The sequence below is a fragment of the Agrobacterium sp. AGB01 genome (genome assembly GCF_014851585.1).
In the GTDB taxonomy this organism is placed as follows: Bacteria; Pseudomonadota; Alphaproteobacteria; order Rhizobiales; family Rhizobiaceae; genus Agrobacterium.
In genome coordinates, this window is the sequence record NZ_JACVAB010000005.1 from 197389 (window position 1) to 214900 (window position 17512).

At 54.7% G+C, this 17512-nt stretch carries 14 protein-coding genes; 7 read left to right on the forward strand and 7 right to left on the reverse strand.

What is annotated here, in order from left to right:
- Positions 1–12: 12 nt before the first annotated feature.
- Genes IB237_RS18165 through pcaD form a run of 5 tightly spaced genes read right to left on the reverse strand, consistent with a single transcriptional unit; the run spans position 13 to position 3698 of the window.
- The gene (locus IB237_RS18165; protein WP_192490318.1) at positions 13–1074 is read right to left on the reverse strand and encodes a 3-carboxy-cis,cis-muconate cycloisomerase; all 1062 of its coding nucleotides are present in this window, start codon (positions 1072–1074) and stop codon (positions 13–15) included.
- 42 nt (positions 1075–1116) lie between these two features.
- Positions 1117–1731 (reverse strand): protocatechuate 3,4-dioxygenase subunit alpha, encoded by a 615-nt coding sequence (gene pcaG / locus IB237_RS18170; protein WP_192490103.1) that lies wholly within the window; start codon positions 1729–1731, stop codon positions 1117–1119.
- Positions 1731–2480, reverse strand: a complete 750-nt coding sequence (gene pcaH, locus IB237_RS18175) for a protocatechuate 3,4-dioxygenase subunit beta (RefSeq protein ID WP_192490104.1) — start codon at positions 2478–2480, stop codon at positions 1731–1733. The genes pcaG and pcaH overlap by 1 nt, the downstream gene beginning before the upstream one ends.
- Before the next feature lie 2 nt (positions 2481–2482).
- Positions 2483–2893, reverse strand: a complete 411-nt coding sequence (pcaC, locus tag IB237_RS18180; protein WP_192490105.1) for a 4-carboxymuconolactone decarboxylase — start codon at positions 2891–2893, stop codon at positions 2483–2485.
- The gene (pcaD, locus tag IB237_RS18185) at positions 2886–3698 is read right to left on the reverse strand and encodes a 3-oxoadipate enol-lactonase (protein WP_192490106.1); all 813 of its coding nucleotides are present in this window, start codon (positions 3696–3698) and stop codon (positions 2886–2888) included. Before pcaD ends, pcaC begins: the two co-directional genes overlap by 8 nt.
- Positions 3699–3792: 94 nt before the next feature.
- Here pcaD and pcaQ point away from each other — a divergent pair, with 94 nt between their 5' ends.
- Entirely contained in the window at positions 3793–4716 is a 924-nt protein-coding gene (pcaQ, locus tag IB237_RS18190; protein ID WP_192490107.1) for a pca operon transcription factor PcaQ, read from the forward strand.
- A gap of 210 nt (positions 4717–4926) precedes the next feature.
- On the opposite strand, the gene IB237_RS18195 is transcribed toward pcaQ, so the two are convergent.
- Positions 4927–5514, reverse strand: coding sequence for a TetR/AcrR family transcriptional regulator (locus IB237_RS18195; RefSeq protein ID WP_192490108.1), 588 nt, complete (start codon positions 5512–5514; stop codon positions 4927–4929).
- A gap of 99 nt (positions 5515–5613) precedes the next feature.
- Here IB237_RS18195 and IB237_RS18200 point away from each other — a divergent pair, with 99 nt between their 5' ends.
- The 6 genes from IB237_RS18200 (at position 5614) to IB237_RS18225 (ending at position 15740) form a co-directional block, all read left to right on the forward strand.
- A complete protein-coding gene (locus IB237_RS18200) occupies positions 5614–6729 on the forward strand; it encodes an efflux RND transporter periplasmic adaptor subunit (RefSeq protein ID WP_192490109.1) in 1116 nt (371 codons plus the stop codon).
- Positions 6729–9845 carry an efflux RND transporter permease subunit gene (locus IB237_RS18205; RefSeq protein ID WP_192490110.1) on the forward strand — a complete coding sequence of 1039 codons (3117 nt, stop codon included), beginning with the start codon at positions 6729–6731 and terminating at the stop codon, positions 9843–9845. The genes IB237_RS18200 and IB237_RS18205 overlap by 1 nt, the downstream gene beginning before the upstream one ends.
- Before the next feature lie 468 nt (positions 9846–10313).
- The gene (locus tag IB237_RS18210; RefSeq protein WP_192490111.1) at positions 10314–12260 is read left to right on the forward strand and encodes a bifunctional diguanylate cyclase/phosphodiesterase; all 1947 of its coding nucleotides are present in this window, start codon (positions 10314–10316) and stop codon (positions 12258–12260) included.
- Between the two features lie 184 nt (positions 12261–12444).
- Entirely contained in the window at positions 12445–13068 is a 624-nt protein-coding gene (locus IB237_RS18215) for a DedA family protein (RefSeq protein WP_192490112.1), read from the forward strand.
- 78 nt (positions 13069–13146) lie between these two features.
- Complete coding sequence (locus IB237_RS18220; protein WP_371815362.1) at positions 13147–15036, forward strand: AI-2E family transporter; 1890 nt, start codon at positions 13147–13149, stop codon at positions 15034–15036.
- Positions 15037–15206: 170 nt separating this feature from the next.
- On the forward strand, positions 15207–15740 hold the full coding sequence (locus IB237_RS18225) for a lipocalin family protein (RefSeq protein WP_192490114.1): 534 nt from the start codon (positions 15207–15209) through the stop codon (positions 15738–15740).
- Positions 15741–15943: 203 nt separating this feature from the next.
- Here the strand turns inward: IB237_RS18225 and IB237_RS18230 are convergent, their stop codons facing one another.
- A complete protein-coding gene (locus tag IB237_RS18230; protein WP_192490115.1) occupies positions 15944–17281 on the reverse strand; it encodes a bifunctional diguanylate cyclase/phosphodiesterase in 1338 nt (445 codons plus the stop codon).
- Positions 17282–17512 lie beyond the last annotated feature (231 nt).

Below are 17512 nucleotides of genomic sequence, written 5' to 3' on the forward strand. Positions count from 1 at the left end.
ACTTTCCCCGATTCATGGCAAATCTGTCGTTCCCATGCTTTTGATGCTTGCGAGCATTCGCATGCTCAAGCGAAGCGATGCGGCCGTTGCCATTACCATGTGTGGCAGGATCAGCCATTCGAGGGTCCAAGCTGCGCCCGAACGCTCCTGTTCATGGACAAGCGACTGATGCAAACCTGAAACCTGTACGGCGTTGAAGCGAGCGAGTGCAACAAGCGTTTCAGCCGCCACCGGGTTCTGCTTATGCGCCATGGCGGAAGATGTGCCGCCGCCCTCAAGGGAGATTTCTCCCTCGCCACTTGCCTGCGCCATGAGTGCAATATCCTGCCCCATCTTGCCCAGTGCTCCAGTCAGCGATGAAAGGTAATGGCCGATGGCGACCACGGGGTCACGCTGGCTTTGCCATTGCCTGATATCGGCAAGGCCCAGCTCCCTGGCAAGCGCAGCGCGGACGGCGGGGCCATGCTCGCCTAATTTGTCGAGTGAGCCCGCCGCACCTCCGAATTGAACGGGAAATTCCAGGTGCTTGGACGACTTGAGGCTACGCTCGAGCGGATCTTGCCAACTCCGCAAACGGTCTGACACATGAATTGGTATGGCTGCCTGCATACGGGTCTTCCCCATTAACAGGCAGTCGCCGAAGCGGCGCTCGAGCCCATGCAGGAATTCTACAACTTCTGCTGTGCGATCTGCGAAAATCCGCACGATTGTCTGCAGCCTTAACATCAGGCTTGTGTCTATTGCGTCCTGACTGGTCGCGCCGAAATGAACATGGGTTGCAGCACTACCGCCAACTGCCTCGCGTAGCTGCCTGACCAGTTCCGGCACCACTACAGAATCTCTCGCGACTGCCGTGCCAAGCTGCTCCACATTTGGGTTAAGTCCAATACACTCAATCGAAATACGGTTTGCGGCCTCGGTTGGGATAACGCCGATCCCTGCCTGGGCACGCGCCAATGCGCTCTCGAAGGACAGTATCGCTCTGATATCGGCTTCAGCCGAGAGATAGCCAGCGATTTCGCCATCGCCGAGAAGGCCCGACAGAAAGGGGTGGTCGAAGGGAGAAAATGACATCATGTGTCCAGATTAACGTTTGTCGATATGTCGTCAAAGGACTTAAATATCGAGAAAAACCGTTTCCTTTGGCCCCTGCAAATGAATGTCTAGGCTGTAGACGCTGCCATCTCTTTGCGCCACCATGGTTTCCACCCGCTGGCGATGCTCTATGCGCAACAATAGCGGATCTGCGGCATTGGCTTCTTTCTCGTCGCAGAAATAGAGGCGGGTATGCAGCCCGATATTGATGCCGCGGGCAACGATCCAGAGCGTTACATGCGGTGCCATCAAACGCCCGTCCCTGAACGGCACTCGGCCGGGCTTGACGGTTTCAAACCGGAAGTACCCGTCTTCGCTGTTGGTCGGGCAGCGACCCCAGCCGGTAAAGTTCGGGTCAGCGGTGCCGCGCATTTCCGAAGGGCTGTTGTAAAGACCTGCATTATCGGCCTGCCAGATTTCCACGACCGCATCGCGCACCAGCACATCAGCGCCATCGAATATCCGGCCACAGATCGTGATGCGCTCACCAACAGTCTGCTCATTGACCATTTCTGTTCCCAGATCAACGTCATAGATGCCGCCAATCTCGCAGAAATTCGGAGTGAGCCCGATGTGGACATAGGGACCGGCCGTCTGCGACGGTGTTTCCTTCAACCTGTGAAGTTCCTGGGTCATCAGTTACCCTCCAGCCGGTTTTCAAAAATGGTCGAGCGCCTCCCGCGCAAGACGATGTCGAATTTGTAGGCTCGCGAATCCATTGGGATCGTCTGCCCCCAGTCGAGTGGCGCAATCAGCTGTTCAATAGCGCGCCGATCCGGGATGGTGTTGACGATCGGGCACTTCCAGATCATCGGATCACCTTCGAAATACATCTGTGTGATAAGCCGTTGGGCAAAGCCGTGGCCGAAAACAGAAAAGTGGATGTGGGCAGGGCGCCAGTCGTTTACGCCGTTTGGCCATGGATAGGCTCCGGGCTTGACCGTGCGGAACGCGTAATGCCCGTCATCGTCACTAATGGCGCGACCACACCCACCGAAATTTGGGTCGATTGCGGCGAGATAGGTTTCTTTTTTATGGCGATATCGACCGCCAGCATTCGCCTGCCAGAATTCGAGCAAGGCACCGCGCACAGGACGCCCTCGTTCATCCAGAACACGGCCATGGACGACGATACGTTCCCCGATGGCACTTTCGCCCGGACGGGCATAGTTGCGGATGAGATCGTTATCGAGTTCGCCGATCATGGAATGACCGAAAACCGGGCCGGTAATTTCCGAGATGGTGCCGTCCAGGGACAGCAATGCGCGCTGCGGCGAGCGAAGAACCGATGTTTTGTATCCCGGCGTCAAAGCCGGTGAATGCCATTCGCGATCCCGCGCAAAAAATGCACCTGTTTCCGGCCTCTGGTTGGAATTATCGGACATCCTTAGGTCTCCTCCCTTGATGTCTTTTCGGCGTCCATCTGGTCGAAGACGCGCTTAGTAATCTTGATGGCATGATTTGCGGCGGGCACGCCTGCATAGATGGCGACATGCAGCAGCGCTTCGCGAACATCTTCGCGTGAAGCACCGGTATTGGCGGTGGCGCGCACATGCATGGCGACCTCTTCATCCTGGCCAAGCGCCGCCAAGAGCGCGATTGTAATGATTGACCGCTCACGTTTGGTAAAGTTGGGACGCGACCAGACATGCCCCCAGGCGGATTCTGTAATCAACGTCTGGAACGGCTGGTCAAAATCGGTTGAATTGGCGATGGCGCGGTCGACATGGGCGTCACCCAATACTGCGCGCCGTGTCTCCATTCCCAGCCGGTGGCGGTCTGTTTCGGTGTCACTCATTGAGCTTGCCTCGGGTGATCGCGCTAATGATGAAAGTTCGGATCAGGTCGGTCAGTGCTTCGGGTTGCTCGACGCAGGGGATATGGCCTGCGTCCTTGACGATTTCGAATTGCGCTCCCGCAATAAGACCCGCAGTTGACCTGACAAGTTCGGGTGGCGTTGAGCCATCTTGATCGCCGACGATACAAAGGGTCGGTACAGCTATGCGTTTTGCCGCTTCCGTGTAATCCGCGTCTCGAATGGCAGCGCAGGTTGCGGCATAACCCTCGACAGGCTGGCGTGCCAGCATGTTCCGGTAGCCGCGATAGGCGATGTTGTCAGGGCTGCGGAAAAATGGTGTGAACCATCGTTCCATGACGGCATCAATGATGCTGGCTATGCCGTGCTCCTCGACTGCAGCGATGCGCGAATTCCATATTTCGGCAGACCCGATCTTGCTTGCTGTGTCGCAAAGGATGAGCGCTCTCACCAGATCGGGTCGTGTCTGATACATCGCCTGTGCGATTAGTCCTCCAACGGAAAGGCCACAGACAATTGCCTGGCTTACGTTGAGCAGGTCAAGAAGACCGGCAAGATCTGCGGCATGATCTTCAATCGAATACGGCGTGTTTCCGACATCGGACAGACCATGGCCGCGCTTGTCATAAAGAACAATTGGGAAATCCCCGGCAAGGCGTACGATCACATCACGCCAGATCCGGAAATCAGTGCCCAGTGAATTAGCGAACACGATAACTGGTTTATCGGCTGGTCCGCCGATGACCTGGTAATGGATCGTGACTCCGTTGACGTGTGCAAACTGCATTGAAAAATATCTCCCACAATGATTTTGGTATATTGAACCGGTTAAGTAAAATAACTTCTTGAGCGCCTTACATATCCATATGGTTATCGATTGAATGAACGAATCCCGGATCAAATTTCGCCATCTTCAGGCATTTATCGAGGTTGCCCGCCACCGAAGCGTCGTCAAGGCGGCAGGGTTCCTCAATGTCAGCCAGCCGGCGGTGACCAAGACGATACGAGAACTCGAGGACGTACTTGGTGTCGCGCTGGTGGAACGTGATGGGCGAGGGATCCGGATAACGCGTTATGGAGAAGTTTTCCTGAAACATGCCGGATCGGCGATTGCAGCGCTTCGCCAAGGGCTCGATTCTGTGTCGCATGAACGGATAGGGGAAGCTCCGCTTCTGCGCATTGGTGCGCTGCCCACTGTTTCAAGCCATATCATGCCACGTGCCATGGACCTTTTTCTGAGAGAAAAGACGTGGAGCCGTATCAAGATCGTAACGGGTGAAAACGCAGTGCTCCTTGAGCAACTGCGCTTTGGAGAGCTTGATCTTGTCGTCGGCCGGCTCGCGGGAGCCGACAGGATGGCGGGATTCGTTTTCGAGCATCTCTATTCCGAGCAGGTGGTGTTTGCCGCCCGAGCCGGACATCCGCTGCTCGCGTCGGACCGCTCGCCATTTGCCGAACTTGCAGAGTACACGATTCTGATGCCGACCACGTCGTCGATCATTCGGCCATTTGTTGATCGGTTTCTCATTGCCAATGGCATTTCCGGCCTGCCGAACCAGATCGAGACCGTGTCAGATGCCTTCGGCCGTGCCTTCGTTCTTTCAAGCGATGCGGTGTGGATCATATCTGCCGGTGTCGTGGCGCGTGATATCGATGACGGACGGCTGTGCATATTGCCGATTGATACGAACGAAACGCGAGGACCCGTTGGCCTGACAATGCGAACGGATGCTGTCCCTTCGGTGGCTATGTCTCTTTTGATGCAGACAATACGTGAGGCCGCAGCCTCCCGTGCGCTGATTTGAAACCTGCCAATTTTTGCCGCCAACGTCATCAACCGAGAAACGAAATACGACAGACGCGCCGCGTCAATGCGGGCGTCTTCGACACAACGCGAAACCGATCAAAACTGCTCTGGTATTAACCTCGGCAAAACCGAGATCTCAGTCCGAATACCACCCGTGCCGATCATGTCGTCTGGCTCTGTCAACGTCAGGTGCTGGAGGTGATGAACTTCACGCTGGAACATCGCGACCCGCGATCCTGCGGATTTCGCCAGCTGCTGAATCCAGGATGCCACGGGACAAGGTTTCGTCTTGTATGAGACGTGAAAGCGTGACCGCACCGACCATCAGTGAGAGTATCGCCAAGGCTTTGCCATTGGCTGTTGGGTCCTCGGGGCCGCCCACCAAATTTTCCAGCACATCGAAATGAGCGCGAATTCCGTCTTCAAATGGTTGCTTGACCTCAGCGTTCTGACGAGCCGCATCCGATCCCAGAGCCACCAGAGGGCAACCTTCGGCCTTTTCTCCCCGGTGATCTGTAGAGAGGTAGAAGCCCATCACCACCTCGAGGGGGTCGGAGCTGGTTGCGGCGGCATCCGACCATCGTGCCGTGGCGCTCTCCATTGCTCTCGCCGACGCGAGGGTTGCGAGGTCCTCCTTTGACGCAAACTGTTTGTAGAAGGCGCCTTGCGTCAGTCCAGCACCCTTCATCAAGTCCTTGAGGCCGATCCCATCGAAGCCATGTTCTCGAAACAGGCGACTTGCCACATCGATGACCCTGTCCCTGTTCTCTTCAGCCTGTGCGCGGCTCACTCGCATTTCGACCTCCAATTAGATTTCGATTGACATCTATAATGAAAATAGAGTTAGGTCGCAATCTAATTCGTTTGGATCGCTGGTCAAGAAGAGAACGCAACAATGAAACGCAAATATGTCCTGTCTCTCGTAGGCCTCGTGGCAGCAGCAGGTTCTGCCGGAGCCTTCTTCATGTTCTACGAGCCGACGAGGCAGGAAGCTTTGGCGGCTGATCCGAGGACAGCCTCCCCCCTGGTTCGGGTTGCCGAGGTCACGAACACCGGAATGACTGAGCGCTCTTTCACGGGAACGGTCGCGTCCCGTGTCCAGAGCAACCTTGGTTTCCGTGTTCCGGGCAAAATTGTCGAGCGGATGGTCGATGTAGGGCAGCAGGTCAGCAAAGACCAGGCGCTCATGCGCATTGATGAAACCGACCTGCAACTGGCGCTCATCGCCAGACGAAATGCAGTCACCGCAGCACGCGCCGTTCTGGTCCAGGCGCAATTAGACGAGAAACGCTATGCAGCGTTGGTAAAAAATGGTTTGGCAGCCACTCCACAGCGATATGAACAGGCAAAAGCAGCGCTTGACACTGCGACGGCTCAACTCGCGGCAGCAGAAGCCGACGCCCAAGTGGCTGAAAACAACACCCTCTACACGCTTCTCGTCGCAGACGCTGACGGAACAATAGTCCAGACCCTTGGAGATCCCGGGCAGGTCGTTGCCGCAGGCCAGACGGTCGTGCAACTGGCTCAGTCCGGACCACGTGAAGCCGTCGTCTGGCTTCCTGAGACCCTACGGCCCGCTCTCGGCTCCGAGGCTCAGGCCGATGTTTACGGAGGCGGCAGTCTGAGCGGCAAGGCCAGGCTGCGGCAGATTTCCGATTCTGCCGATCCCCAAACCCGGACTTACGAGGCTCGTTACATTCTTGAGGGCAATGCGGCTTCAGCCCCGCTTGGCTCGACTGTGACAATCAAAATCCCCGACACTGACCGCCAGTCGGAAGTTGCGATACCCGTGGGTGCACTCCTGGACGACGGAAATCGTACAGGCGTGTGGGTTGTCGAAAGCACCACTTCGACTGTGAAGTTCACACCAGTCAAGGTTCGCCAGATCGGCGAGGAGACGGCATTTGTTAGCGGGATTGTGACTGGAGAGCAGGTCGTTGCCTTGGGGGCACATCTTCTCAACGATGGCGCAAACGTCAGGATTGCCTCGCAACAAGAGGTTAAAAACTAATGAGCTTCAATCTTTCCGCCATCGCGGTTCGCGAACGTGCCATCACTCTTTTCTTTATCGTGCTGCTGGCAGCCGCTGGGGCCTATGCCTTTGTAAAGCTGGGACGCGCCGAAGATCCGTCGTTCACGATCAAGACACTGACGGTCACGTCAGTCTGGCCGGGCGCCACCGCGAGAGAAATGCAGGACCTCGTCGCTGAGCCGCTTGAGAAACGTATTCAGGAACTGACCTGGTACGACCGCGTCGAAACGACAACGCGGCCTGGGTACGCGTTCCTGACAGTCACCCTCAAGGATAATACGCCGTCAAGTGCTGTGGCAGAAGAATTCTATCAGGCGCGCAAAAAGCTCGGCGATGAGGCTCGAAACCTGCCTCCGGGCGTGATGGGCCCATTCGTCAACGACGAGTATTCCGATGTGAGCTTCGGTCTCTATGCCTTGAAGGCAAAGGGACTGCCTATGCGCGATCTCGTGCGGCAGGCAGAGGTCATCCGGCAGGATTTCCTGCACGTGCCCGGTGTCAAAAAGATCAACATCGTCGGCGAGCGTCCCGAACAGATCTTCGTCGAGTTCTCCTATGCAAAACTCGCGACGCTCGGCATATCCGCGCAGGATATCGCTGCCGCCTTGCAAAGACAGAACACGGTAACGCCCGCGGGATCAATCGACACCAAAGGACCACAGGTCTTCATCCGGTTCGACGGTGCGTATAACAGTGAGCAGGCAATCGCCGACACGCCGATCGCGGTCAGCGGTCGGACACTGAAGCTGTCCGACCTGGCGCAGGTGCGTCGAGGCTATCAGGATCCTGCAACCTATCTTATCCGCCATGAAGGTGAGCCGACCATAATGTTGGGTGCCGTCATGCAGGCTGGCTGGAACGGTCTTGATCTGGGCAAGGCACTCGAGGAGCGGTCTGCTGCAATCTCGCAGACATTGCCGCTGGGAATGACACTGACCAAAGTCAGTGATCAGGCTGTCAATATTGACGAGGCTGTCGGCGAATTCATGCTCAAGTTCGCGATGGCTTTGGGGGTTGTGCTTTTCGTAAGCCTCGTCGCACTCGGCTGGCGCGTCGGGATCGTTGTCGCACTTGCCGTCCCGCTAACTCTTGCCGTCGTTTTTCTCATCATGCTCGAAACCGGGCGGTTCTTCGACCGTATCACGCTCGGCGCCTTGATCCTTGCGCTCGGTCTGCTGGTTGACGATGCAATCATTTCCATTGAGGTCATGGTTGTAAAGATGGAAGAAGGCATGGACCGCATCAAGGCGGCGGCTTACGCCTGGAGCCATACGGCCGCGCCCATGCTGTCTGGAACGCTTGTGACGATCATCGGACTTATGCCCGTCGGTTTCGCAAAATCCACTGCCGGAGAATATGCCGGCAACATTTTCTGGGTGGTCGGCTTTGCCCTGATCGTATCGTGGATTGTCGCTGTGACCTTCACACCCTACCTCGGCGTGAAGATGTTGCCAGACGTCAAACCCGTAGAGGGCGGCCACGAGGCTATATACAATACGCCAAATTATCGCCGGTTGCGCTCAACCATCGAGTTTGCAGTTCGCCATAAATATATGGTCTGCGCCGTGGTGGGCATTTCTATGGCAGTTTCTGTCATTGGGATGGGCGGGGTCAAACAGCAATTCTTCCCGACATCAGACCGTCCTGAGGTGTTGGTCGAAGTGCGCATGCCAGAGGGCACGAGCATCGAGGCGACGACATCTGCGGTCAAGAAAGTTGAAGACTGGCTGCAGACCCAGCCTGAGTCCGACATCGTCACGTCCTACGTAGGGCAGGGCGCACCGCGCTTCTTCTTTGCAATGGCACCGGAACTGCCTGATCCTGCCTTCGCCAAGGTCGTCGTGCTGACATCTGATGCCCACGCGAGGGAAGAACTCAAGCACCGCCTTCGCGCTGCCATATCGGAAGGACTTGTCCCCGAAGCATCTGTGCGGGTGACGCAGCTCGTATTTGGTCCGTACACGCCGTTCCCCGTCGAATTCCGGATCATGGGACCTGATCAGGACGAACTCTACAAGATCTCGGAGCAAGCTCTGGCGCTGATGAAGACCGTTCCCGATGTCCGCCAAGCCAACCGCGACTGGGGCAATCGAACACCTGTTCTGCGATTTGTCCCTGATCAGGAGCGGCTCAATCTGATTGGCCTTTCGCCAGCGGAGGCGGCCCAGCAGTTGCAGATGCTGCTCAGCGGTATCCCCGTCACGCAGGTGCGCGACAACATCCGCAACGTGCCTGTCGTTGCGCGAAGCGCTGGCGAAATCCGTCTCGACCCGTCGCGTCTTGCCGACTTCTCGCTGATGAGCAGGGATGGCCGTCAGGTGCCGCTGGATCAACTCGGGCACTCGGAGATCCGGTTCGAAGAGCCGATCTTGAAGCGTCGTGACCGGACCCCGGTCATCACGATCAGGTCTGATATCAACGAGGCGACGCAGCCACCGGAAGTTTCGCAACAGGTCATGCAGGCACTACAGCCGCTCATCGCGTCGCTCCCGGTCGGATACCGTATCGAGATGGGAGGAAATATCGAAGAGTCTCTCAAGGCGAATACGGCGCTAGCTCAGGTTTTCCCGCTGATGATTGCGGCTATGCTGATCGTCATCATCCTGCAGGTTCGCAGCCTGTCGACGATGACGATGGTGATGCTGACAGCACCGCTTGGTCTTGCAGGAGTGGTTCCGACCTTGCTCCTGTTCAATCAGCCGTTCGGCTTCAACGCCATTCTCGGCCTGATAGGACTGGCGGGTATTCTCATGCGTAACACGTTGATCCTGACGGAGCAGATCAAGGATAATCAGGCCGCGGGTCTCGACGACTACCATGCTGTCGTTGAAGCGACCGTTCAGCGGACGCGTCCGGTGATCCTGACCGCGCTTGCTGCGATCCTGGCGTTCATACCTCTGACCCATTCAGTGTTCTGGGGATCGATGGCTTATACGCTGATCGGCGGCACGGCGGCGGGTACCGTGATGATACTCCTTTTTCTTCCTGCACTTTATGCCGTGTGGTTCCGAATCAAGCCGCCAAAGGGGGTGCACCATGCGCAACCGGTCCCGATCGACGAACCGGGTCCCATGCCGGCGATGGCCGCAGAATAGAGGTTCGTCGGGCCATCGAACGCCTGGAGTGCTGTCGGGAAGGTTGGGACATGCCAACTAGAAGTGAAGGAATTCCCCTTGCCACTATGCTTCAATCTGCTCCGGATGTGGCGAAATGCATTTGCGCCACATCGGCTCTCAAGCGTCTGGACCGGCGAATTACGCGAAGACAGTGGACAGAAATCACATCACGTCAGAGCAGCCGTGTCAGTTTTATTCTCGATGCAAAAAATCTCGCTCCTCGGGAGGGGCTGGGTAAAGGCCATACGCGTTCGAAAGTAGAGTAAAACAAGTATATTTAGGCTTATGACCAGCACAGATCTGAAATAGTATTGATTACACATCATGTATCAATACGCATTCACACCTTGCAGTTGATTTCATTTCCGCTTGATTCACCTTTTGTATTTCCGATGATGAAAGATGGATTTGCTACATAACCGACTCTGTACTTGATGGGCCGTGTGAATGAACATATTAATCGCCAAGCAGAAACTGCAGTATTTTATGTCTGTACGGGCTGATAATTCGGACCTGTTACGAGAACAGTATCGTGCCTTCACCCGGCAAATGCCGATGATGTACTTTATACTGCTTTCAAGCACCTGGGCACTTGCCACGACGCATGTGAAATTGGCGCCGTCTTGGCTCACAATTGGAATTCCGGCTGTGTTCACAGTCGGCTGCACACTCAGGGTAGCATTCTGGTGGAGGACGCGCGGTGTCGATCCCTCGCCAAAGGTTGCGCATGCCGCACTACAGCGCACAAACCGGCTGGCGGTCGGGATCGCAATAGCATTCACGCTCTGGTCGTTTTCGCTCGTACCCTATGGGAATGCCTATACGCAATCCCACGTCGCCTTCTACATGGCAATTACCGTTATTTCCTGCATCTTTTGTCTGATGTATGTGCGATCGGCCGCCTTTATTGTCACGGTCATTGTCAACGGGGCGTTCATTGTCTTTTTTCTGGCCTCACAACAACCGACATTCATTGCCATCGCGATCAATGTTCTGCTGGTTTGTGCGGGCATGATGTCCATCTTGTTGACCAACTATCGCAATTTCGAGCGCATGGTCGTTTCCCAACAGCGTACTGAAGCACTGAGCAACGAGAACCTGCTGCTTGCCAATATTGACAGCCTGACGGAACTACCGAACCGCCGGGCCTTTTTCACGCATCTGGAATCCGAACTCGAAAAGGCCAAGATTACGGGAACCCGGCTGGCGCTCGGCGTTATTGATCTTGATGGCTTCAAGCCAGTCAACGATCTCTATGGACACTCTGTTGGCGACAGGCTCTTGGTCAATGTAAGTAAACGTCTTACCGATTCTCTCAAAGCAAGCAGGGCGTTTCGGCTGGGTGGCGATGAATTTGCCATTGTTGCTCCGATCATACCGGACGATGTGCAACTTGTCGCCAATGCGAATGCTATTTCGGAGCAGTTGAGAGCGCCCTACCACATGCCGGAAGGGACAGTGCATGTTTCCGCTTCCATGGGGATCGCGGTTTTTCCAAACCTTGCCTCGACTCTTGAACAGCTTTTCGACAGGGCGGATTATGCGCTTTACCATGCCAAGAAGACCCGGCGTGGCGATGCTGTTCTGTTCGATGCAGAGCATGAAAAGCAGATAAATATAGAAGCGCGCATCGAACATATGCTCAAACAGAAAGACATGGAAAAAGAGCTTTCTGTCGTATTCCAGCCCATCGTTGACATACGCGATGGACGAGCCAACGGTTTTGAAGCACTGGCGCGTTGGCACAGCCCGGTTCTCGGACAAGTGCCACCTGACCAGTTTTTCTCTATTGCCGAACGGGCAGGTATCGTCAGCTCACTCACTCGGCCCCTTCTCAAAACGGCCCTGACTGCTGCCTCGAAATGGGAGCCATCCCTCAGGTTGTCCTTCAATCTTTCCGCTCATGATCTCAACTCTTGCGAAGGCGTGCTGAGATTAGTCGGCATCATTGAAAACAGCGGCTTTGATCCGCAAAGACTTGATCTTGAAATTACCGAAACGGCCTTTGCGCATGATTTCGAACAGGTCAGACAGTCGGTCGAAGTATTGCGTCGCCTCGGTTGTGGTATTTCGCTGGATGATTTCGGCACGGGTTATTCCAGCCTGACACGGCTGCATGCTCTACCACTCACCAAGATCAAGATTGATCGCAGCTTCGTGACTGATCTGCATAAGAAGCCAGCCAGTTACAAAATCGTGAAATCCCTCCTGACCCTAAGTCGAGACATGGGGCTGGAATGCGTGGTTGAGGGGGTCGAACTACCTGAGGAGCTCGAGGCTCTGGAAGGTCTCGGGGCTACCCTGGTGCAGGGCTATGTTTATGCGCGGCCCATGAGAGAGCCGGATATCGGTGAATTTCTTTCGCAGCAATCGTCTAAGCGAATGGTGCTATGAACCTGAATTTCGCAATGGCAGCACCGCTTGAGCCAGTGCTGCCAGGTTAACCAACGACCTTAAATATATATCTCCCGGTCGATGCATCCTTTCGATCTCCAGCGAGTTAAAAGCGATCATCCTTGCTGATCGCACAGGCTTAGCAAAGCTCGACTGCGTCGCAATAAAAACTGGCGGCGTGACAATGGAAAGTTTTGTTCAATGGACCATGCAGGAACTGGGGCTGTTTGGCATTGGTTTATTGATGTTCCTTGAGAATATCTTTCCGCCAATTCCTTCCGAGCTTATCATGCCCTTGGCGGGCTATCTGGCCGCAAAAGGGGAAGTAAATGTTTTCTCAGTCATTGCAGCCGGGTCAGTCGGCGCCATCATGGGGATCTTGCCTTGGTACGTTCTAGGGCGAGTTGTGAACGAGAAGCAGATCGAGGCAATAGCTTCTCGCCACGGGCGCTGGCTTACACTGTCGCCAAATGACATTCAGGTCGCACGCGGCCGCTTCCGCCGTCATGGCAAAATGTCTGTGCTGTTGGGCCGCCTTATACCGACGATACGGACACTCATTTCCGTACCGGCAGGGTTGGCCCGCATGCCGTTTTGGCAGTTTGCCTTTTACTCCGCGTTAGGCAGCGTTATGTGGACGACGATACTTGCGATTGCGGGATTTGGCCTGGGTCAGGCATACGATACGGTTAAAGACTACGTCGATCCAGTGGCAACAACGGTGCTTTGTGGGATCATACTCGCCTACGCGTACAGGGTCGTTACCTTCAAGCCCGAAACTGCCCGTCGTCTCGAATCATCAAGCTAAAATACGGTCTACGCAGACAATCTTTGTTCATTGGCGGCTAACATTAGAGGTGGTCCCTTGGCTGTAGAACAAAATAAGATCCTCGTCGCCGCAAGCACAGGGCCTCAGACCGGCGGGCATATAACCTCTGCTATTACAGGCAGAACGTTGCTGATTTTGGTCTCGGTCGCCGTTATTCTTCATATAGGGCAGGAAATATTTGTACCGCTTGCGCTCGCTTTACTTCTGACATTCACTCTTTCTCCAATTGTTACATTCCTGAAGCGTCGACACGTTCCAAAGGTCGCAGCGGTGATTTCCGCTGTGGTAGTCGCTTTCTTGGCGATTGCCATGTTTAGCTTCGTCGTCGCGGGCCAAGTGGCAAATCTTGCTGAAAATATTCCGACATATCAGCGAAATATCGTTCTCAAGATACAGGCACTTAGCCAGGCTGGTTCGGGAAACGGGGTCCTAGAACACTTAAGCAAGGTCGTTGAGCGAGTGGGGGCCGAGCTGCAGGACAGGGCAAGTGAAAGTCAGGCAGTTGGGCCTTCCCGTCAGGAACCCATGCCCGTCGAAATCGTCACGAGGTCTAATCCGGTCCAGACACTGGGAAATTTCATCATTCCCCTGATAAGCCCATTCGCGACTGCCGGGTTGGTCATAGTCCTTGTGGTTTTCATGTTGCTTGAACGTGAAGATCTGCGCGACCGATTTATACGGTTAGTGGGGCTGGGCGACCTGCACAAGACAACTGCGGCGCTCAAGGATGCCGGCAGCCGCGTGGGAAAATACTTGCTGATGCAACTGGTCGTGAACTCCCTTTACGCGATCCCTATTGCACTTGGGCTGTGGTGGCTGGGGATCCCGAATGCGATTTTGTGGGGGCTCCTTACACTGGTGCTTCGTTTTGTGCCTTATATTGGACCTGTCATAGGCATGATACTCCCGCTCTTCCTCGCACTTGCAATCGCACCTGGATGGTCATTGCTGGCATGGGTTGCTGGTTTGTTCATTGTCACTGAACTGATCAGCAACAACGTGGTTGAGCCCTGGTTGTACGGGAGCCATACAGGCCTTTCACCTCTGGCTATTATCGTATCTGCCATTTTTTGGTCTTGGCTATGGGGACCTTTAGGGCTCATGTTGTCTACGCCACTGACAGTGTGCCTGGTCGTGCTGGGACGATATGTGCCGGAATTCAGCTTCCTCGATGTACTGTTGGGCAATAATCCGGTGCTCGAACCTCAAGAGAAGCTCTACCAGCGATTGCTTGCAGGAGATCCTAGCGAGGCAACTGACAACGCTGAGGAATTTCTCGAAGAGGAGTATCTCATCGACTACTATGACAAGGTGGGGTTACCTGCCTTGTCTCTTGGCGAGGCTGATCGCCAACGCGGGGTAATGACGGACGAGCAACTGGCTCTTTTCGCGGCAACGACAATGACACTGGTTGGCAACCTGGCTGACATTGCCTTGGAGGAGGAGAGTGACGGTTCGCAGGATGCCGAAGTCCCGGAAAATTCTCTGCCCGACGGGGCGGGTAAAACGCTTCTATGCGTCGGTGGGCGAGGCCCGATAGATATGGCAGCTGCGGCGATGATTTCGCAGGTGCTCGCGGTCCAGGGGGCAACCGTTCTCACTGATGACTTGGCAATGCCTGCGGTAAACCGCGTTAAATTGCCGAATGTTGGTGAAGCAGACACAGCGATTATCGTTTTCCTGAACCCGAAATCAAAGCCACACGCCCGTCAGATCATAAGAAGACTGAAGCGTCAAAAGCCGTCCCTGCGGGTGGGAATCGTCATACCGCTGCTCGAAGCAGGAGAAATCGTTGCCATTGACCCCGGCGAGATAAGTGCCGATTTCATTTCCTCGACTATCGCAGAAGCGGTCCAAGGTGCGCTTTCCGACGTCATGGCAGTTGAACTTAAATCCCCCATTCGCAAGCTCATCAGGGCAAGGCCCGGGACGACCACAGCCGCTTGACAAATCTCAACTGGTGATCGGCTGACTTCCCCAGCAATAGTTCAGACATATCGAAGCCTTGCCTACACGCCATCTGCGCATAGTGACCTGCGCGCACACTTAATTTGCAAACCATCGCGTTGGGAAAGGTCCAGCTGGAACTTTAGGCGGGATGTTTCATTTAACGGTTCATGAAAACGAAATCACTTTCATTACTTCTTATCGTCGGCTTGCTCGCAGCTTGCAGTCCATCCGGGCCGATTGGCAATACGTCAGTTCCCCAGCCTGTCAAAGCGGTAGAACTCAACCGCTATCTTGGCCGTTGGTTCGAACTGGCTCGTTATGAAAATCGGTTTGAAACTGACTGCGAAGGCGTCACTGCTGATTACTCGTTGCGTGATGATGGTATGATCAAGGTGATCAATACCTGCCGTCAGGGCGGGATCAATGGCAGCGTCAAATCCGTGGAAGGTCGGGCAAAAATCGTGCCTTCCAGCGGCAATGCCAAGCTGAAAGTTTCGTTTTTCGGGCCTTTCTTTGGCAATTACTGGGTACTTGACCGCGCCCCTGATTACACTTGGTCGATAGTGGGCGAACCGTCAGGGCGGTACCTCTGGATTTTGACCCGCACCGCCAACCCTTCACGACGCACGCGGGAGATGCTGGTGAGAAAAGCCAAGTCATTAGGTTATGACGTGAGCCTTATTCGCTGGACACGCCATTAGGCAATGATGCCGCATTGAATACCAAGGCCTCGATGTTGCAGCCAATCATCCCTCTCGGTTTCGGTTTTTGATTGTGTCCCACTGAACTTGGCAGGCGACGTAAAGCGCTCGATGCCAAGGAAACCGGATGACGGCAACGATGGAAAATTTCCCCTAAGTGACGGCGCGTTGGGAGCGTCGGGAGGGTGTTTTGAAGTCGTGTTTCAGTGATCTGCTTGATTTATCAGACCTCGTATCCGCTCTTCAAATGTTTCGAGGGCGACCGGACGTCCGAAATAATAGCCTTGGAAAGATTGGCAGCCGCAAGACAGCATAAATTGAAATTGCTCATCATTCTCGATCCCCTCCGCCAACATTTCAAGGCCCAAGTCCTGTCCCATCTGCGAAATGCGTGTCACCAGCGATGCGCCCCGGCTGCCCTCTGCTATGGCCCGAACGAAACTTCGATCGATTTTTAGCTGTTGAAGCGGCAGGCGGCGAAGATAGCTCAGCGATGAATAACCGGTGCCGAAATCATCGAGCGCAATCGAAATACCATGATGCTGCAGGACTTTCATCTTGCCAATCAGTTCGTCTACCTCGGTCACAAACACACTCTCGGTCAGTTCGAGCTTCAATCTGGATGGCGAGACTTGGTGCGCGTTGAGGGTATCTATCAGTCTGCTGACGAAGTCGTGTTTCAAGAAATGGTCTGCGCTAATGTTGACAGCCATGACGAGATCACGTGTGCTTTGGTGAGTTGTCCAATCCGCTAGCGTTTTAACCGCGTTCTCTATAACCCAGTTACCCAGATCGGCCATTAATCCGGCGCGCTCTGCCGTAGGGATGAAGTGGCCGGGCTGGATGTAACCACGTTTCGGATGCTTCCAGCGAATGAGCGCTTCCGCTCCTATTAATCGACCATCACGATTGACTTGAGGCTGGAAAAAAAGCTCGAACTGCTGCCTTGGAATCGCGGACCGCAGTTCCCTGCGTAACTTGCTATCAACGGTCATGCCTTCCTGAAGGAGAATAACACCAACGCACAACAGCGCAGCAAGGAAACTCACATGTATCCATGCCGTTATCGAACGCACTGAATCGGGTAGGGGAAGGGCGAAGTCGAACCTTAACGACGTACTGGAAAAGACAGCAAAACCGGCGAGCGACAAGAAAATTATCGCAAGCTGCAACTGACTGCGGTCTCTCTGGAAGTTTCCGTAACCAGCTAACGCAATGATGAGTAGATACAAATGAGAGACACGCGGAACCTCTTCACTCGGGACATCAAAATAGATCGAGAAGTAAAATATAAACAGTAAGCAGGCCATCTGGGCCAGCAACATACCAAGAGACATGTTCCAGTGACGGCCAATCTGCCAACTCAAGGTCAAGAACGCAAACAGCGTGCTCTCGATGGCGACCAGGTGCCAGTTCTGGATTAGAACAAAAAACGGTATCCATGCGCCGCTTACCAGGGCGGCTAGAGGCAACGCGCAGCGGCATGCGTAATGAAGATGCTGAAGACGTTCAGTGTGAAATGTCGGATGCGATCGGGTCAAGTCTGTGCCTGGCACTCGTGTCAAAATGTGCTGTGAGTGGGGTCAAGCCGTCAGTCTACAACCGCCTCAAACATTTAGCAAAAAACTGTAATTTTCATTAACGCTGCTCTTGAGGGGCAATGTCATTGACGAGATCGCTTGCCCAGACAAATTTGCTTGCCCCTGTGTGCAGGTGTTCACGCCGCGCGTCAGAGTGAGGTCACGACTGTTTTGCCGTCGTCGCCCCTATCG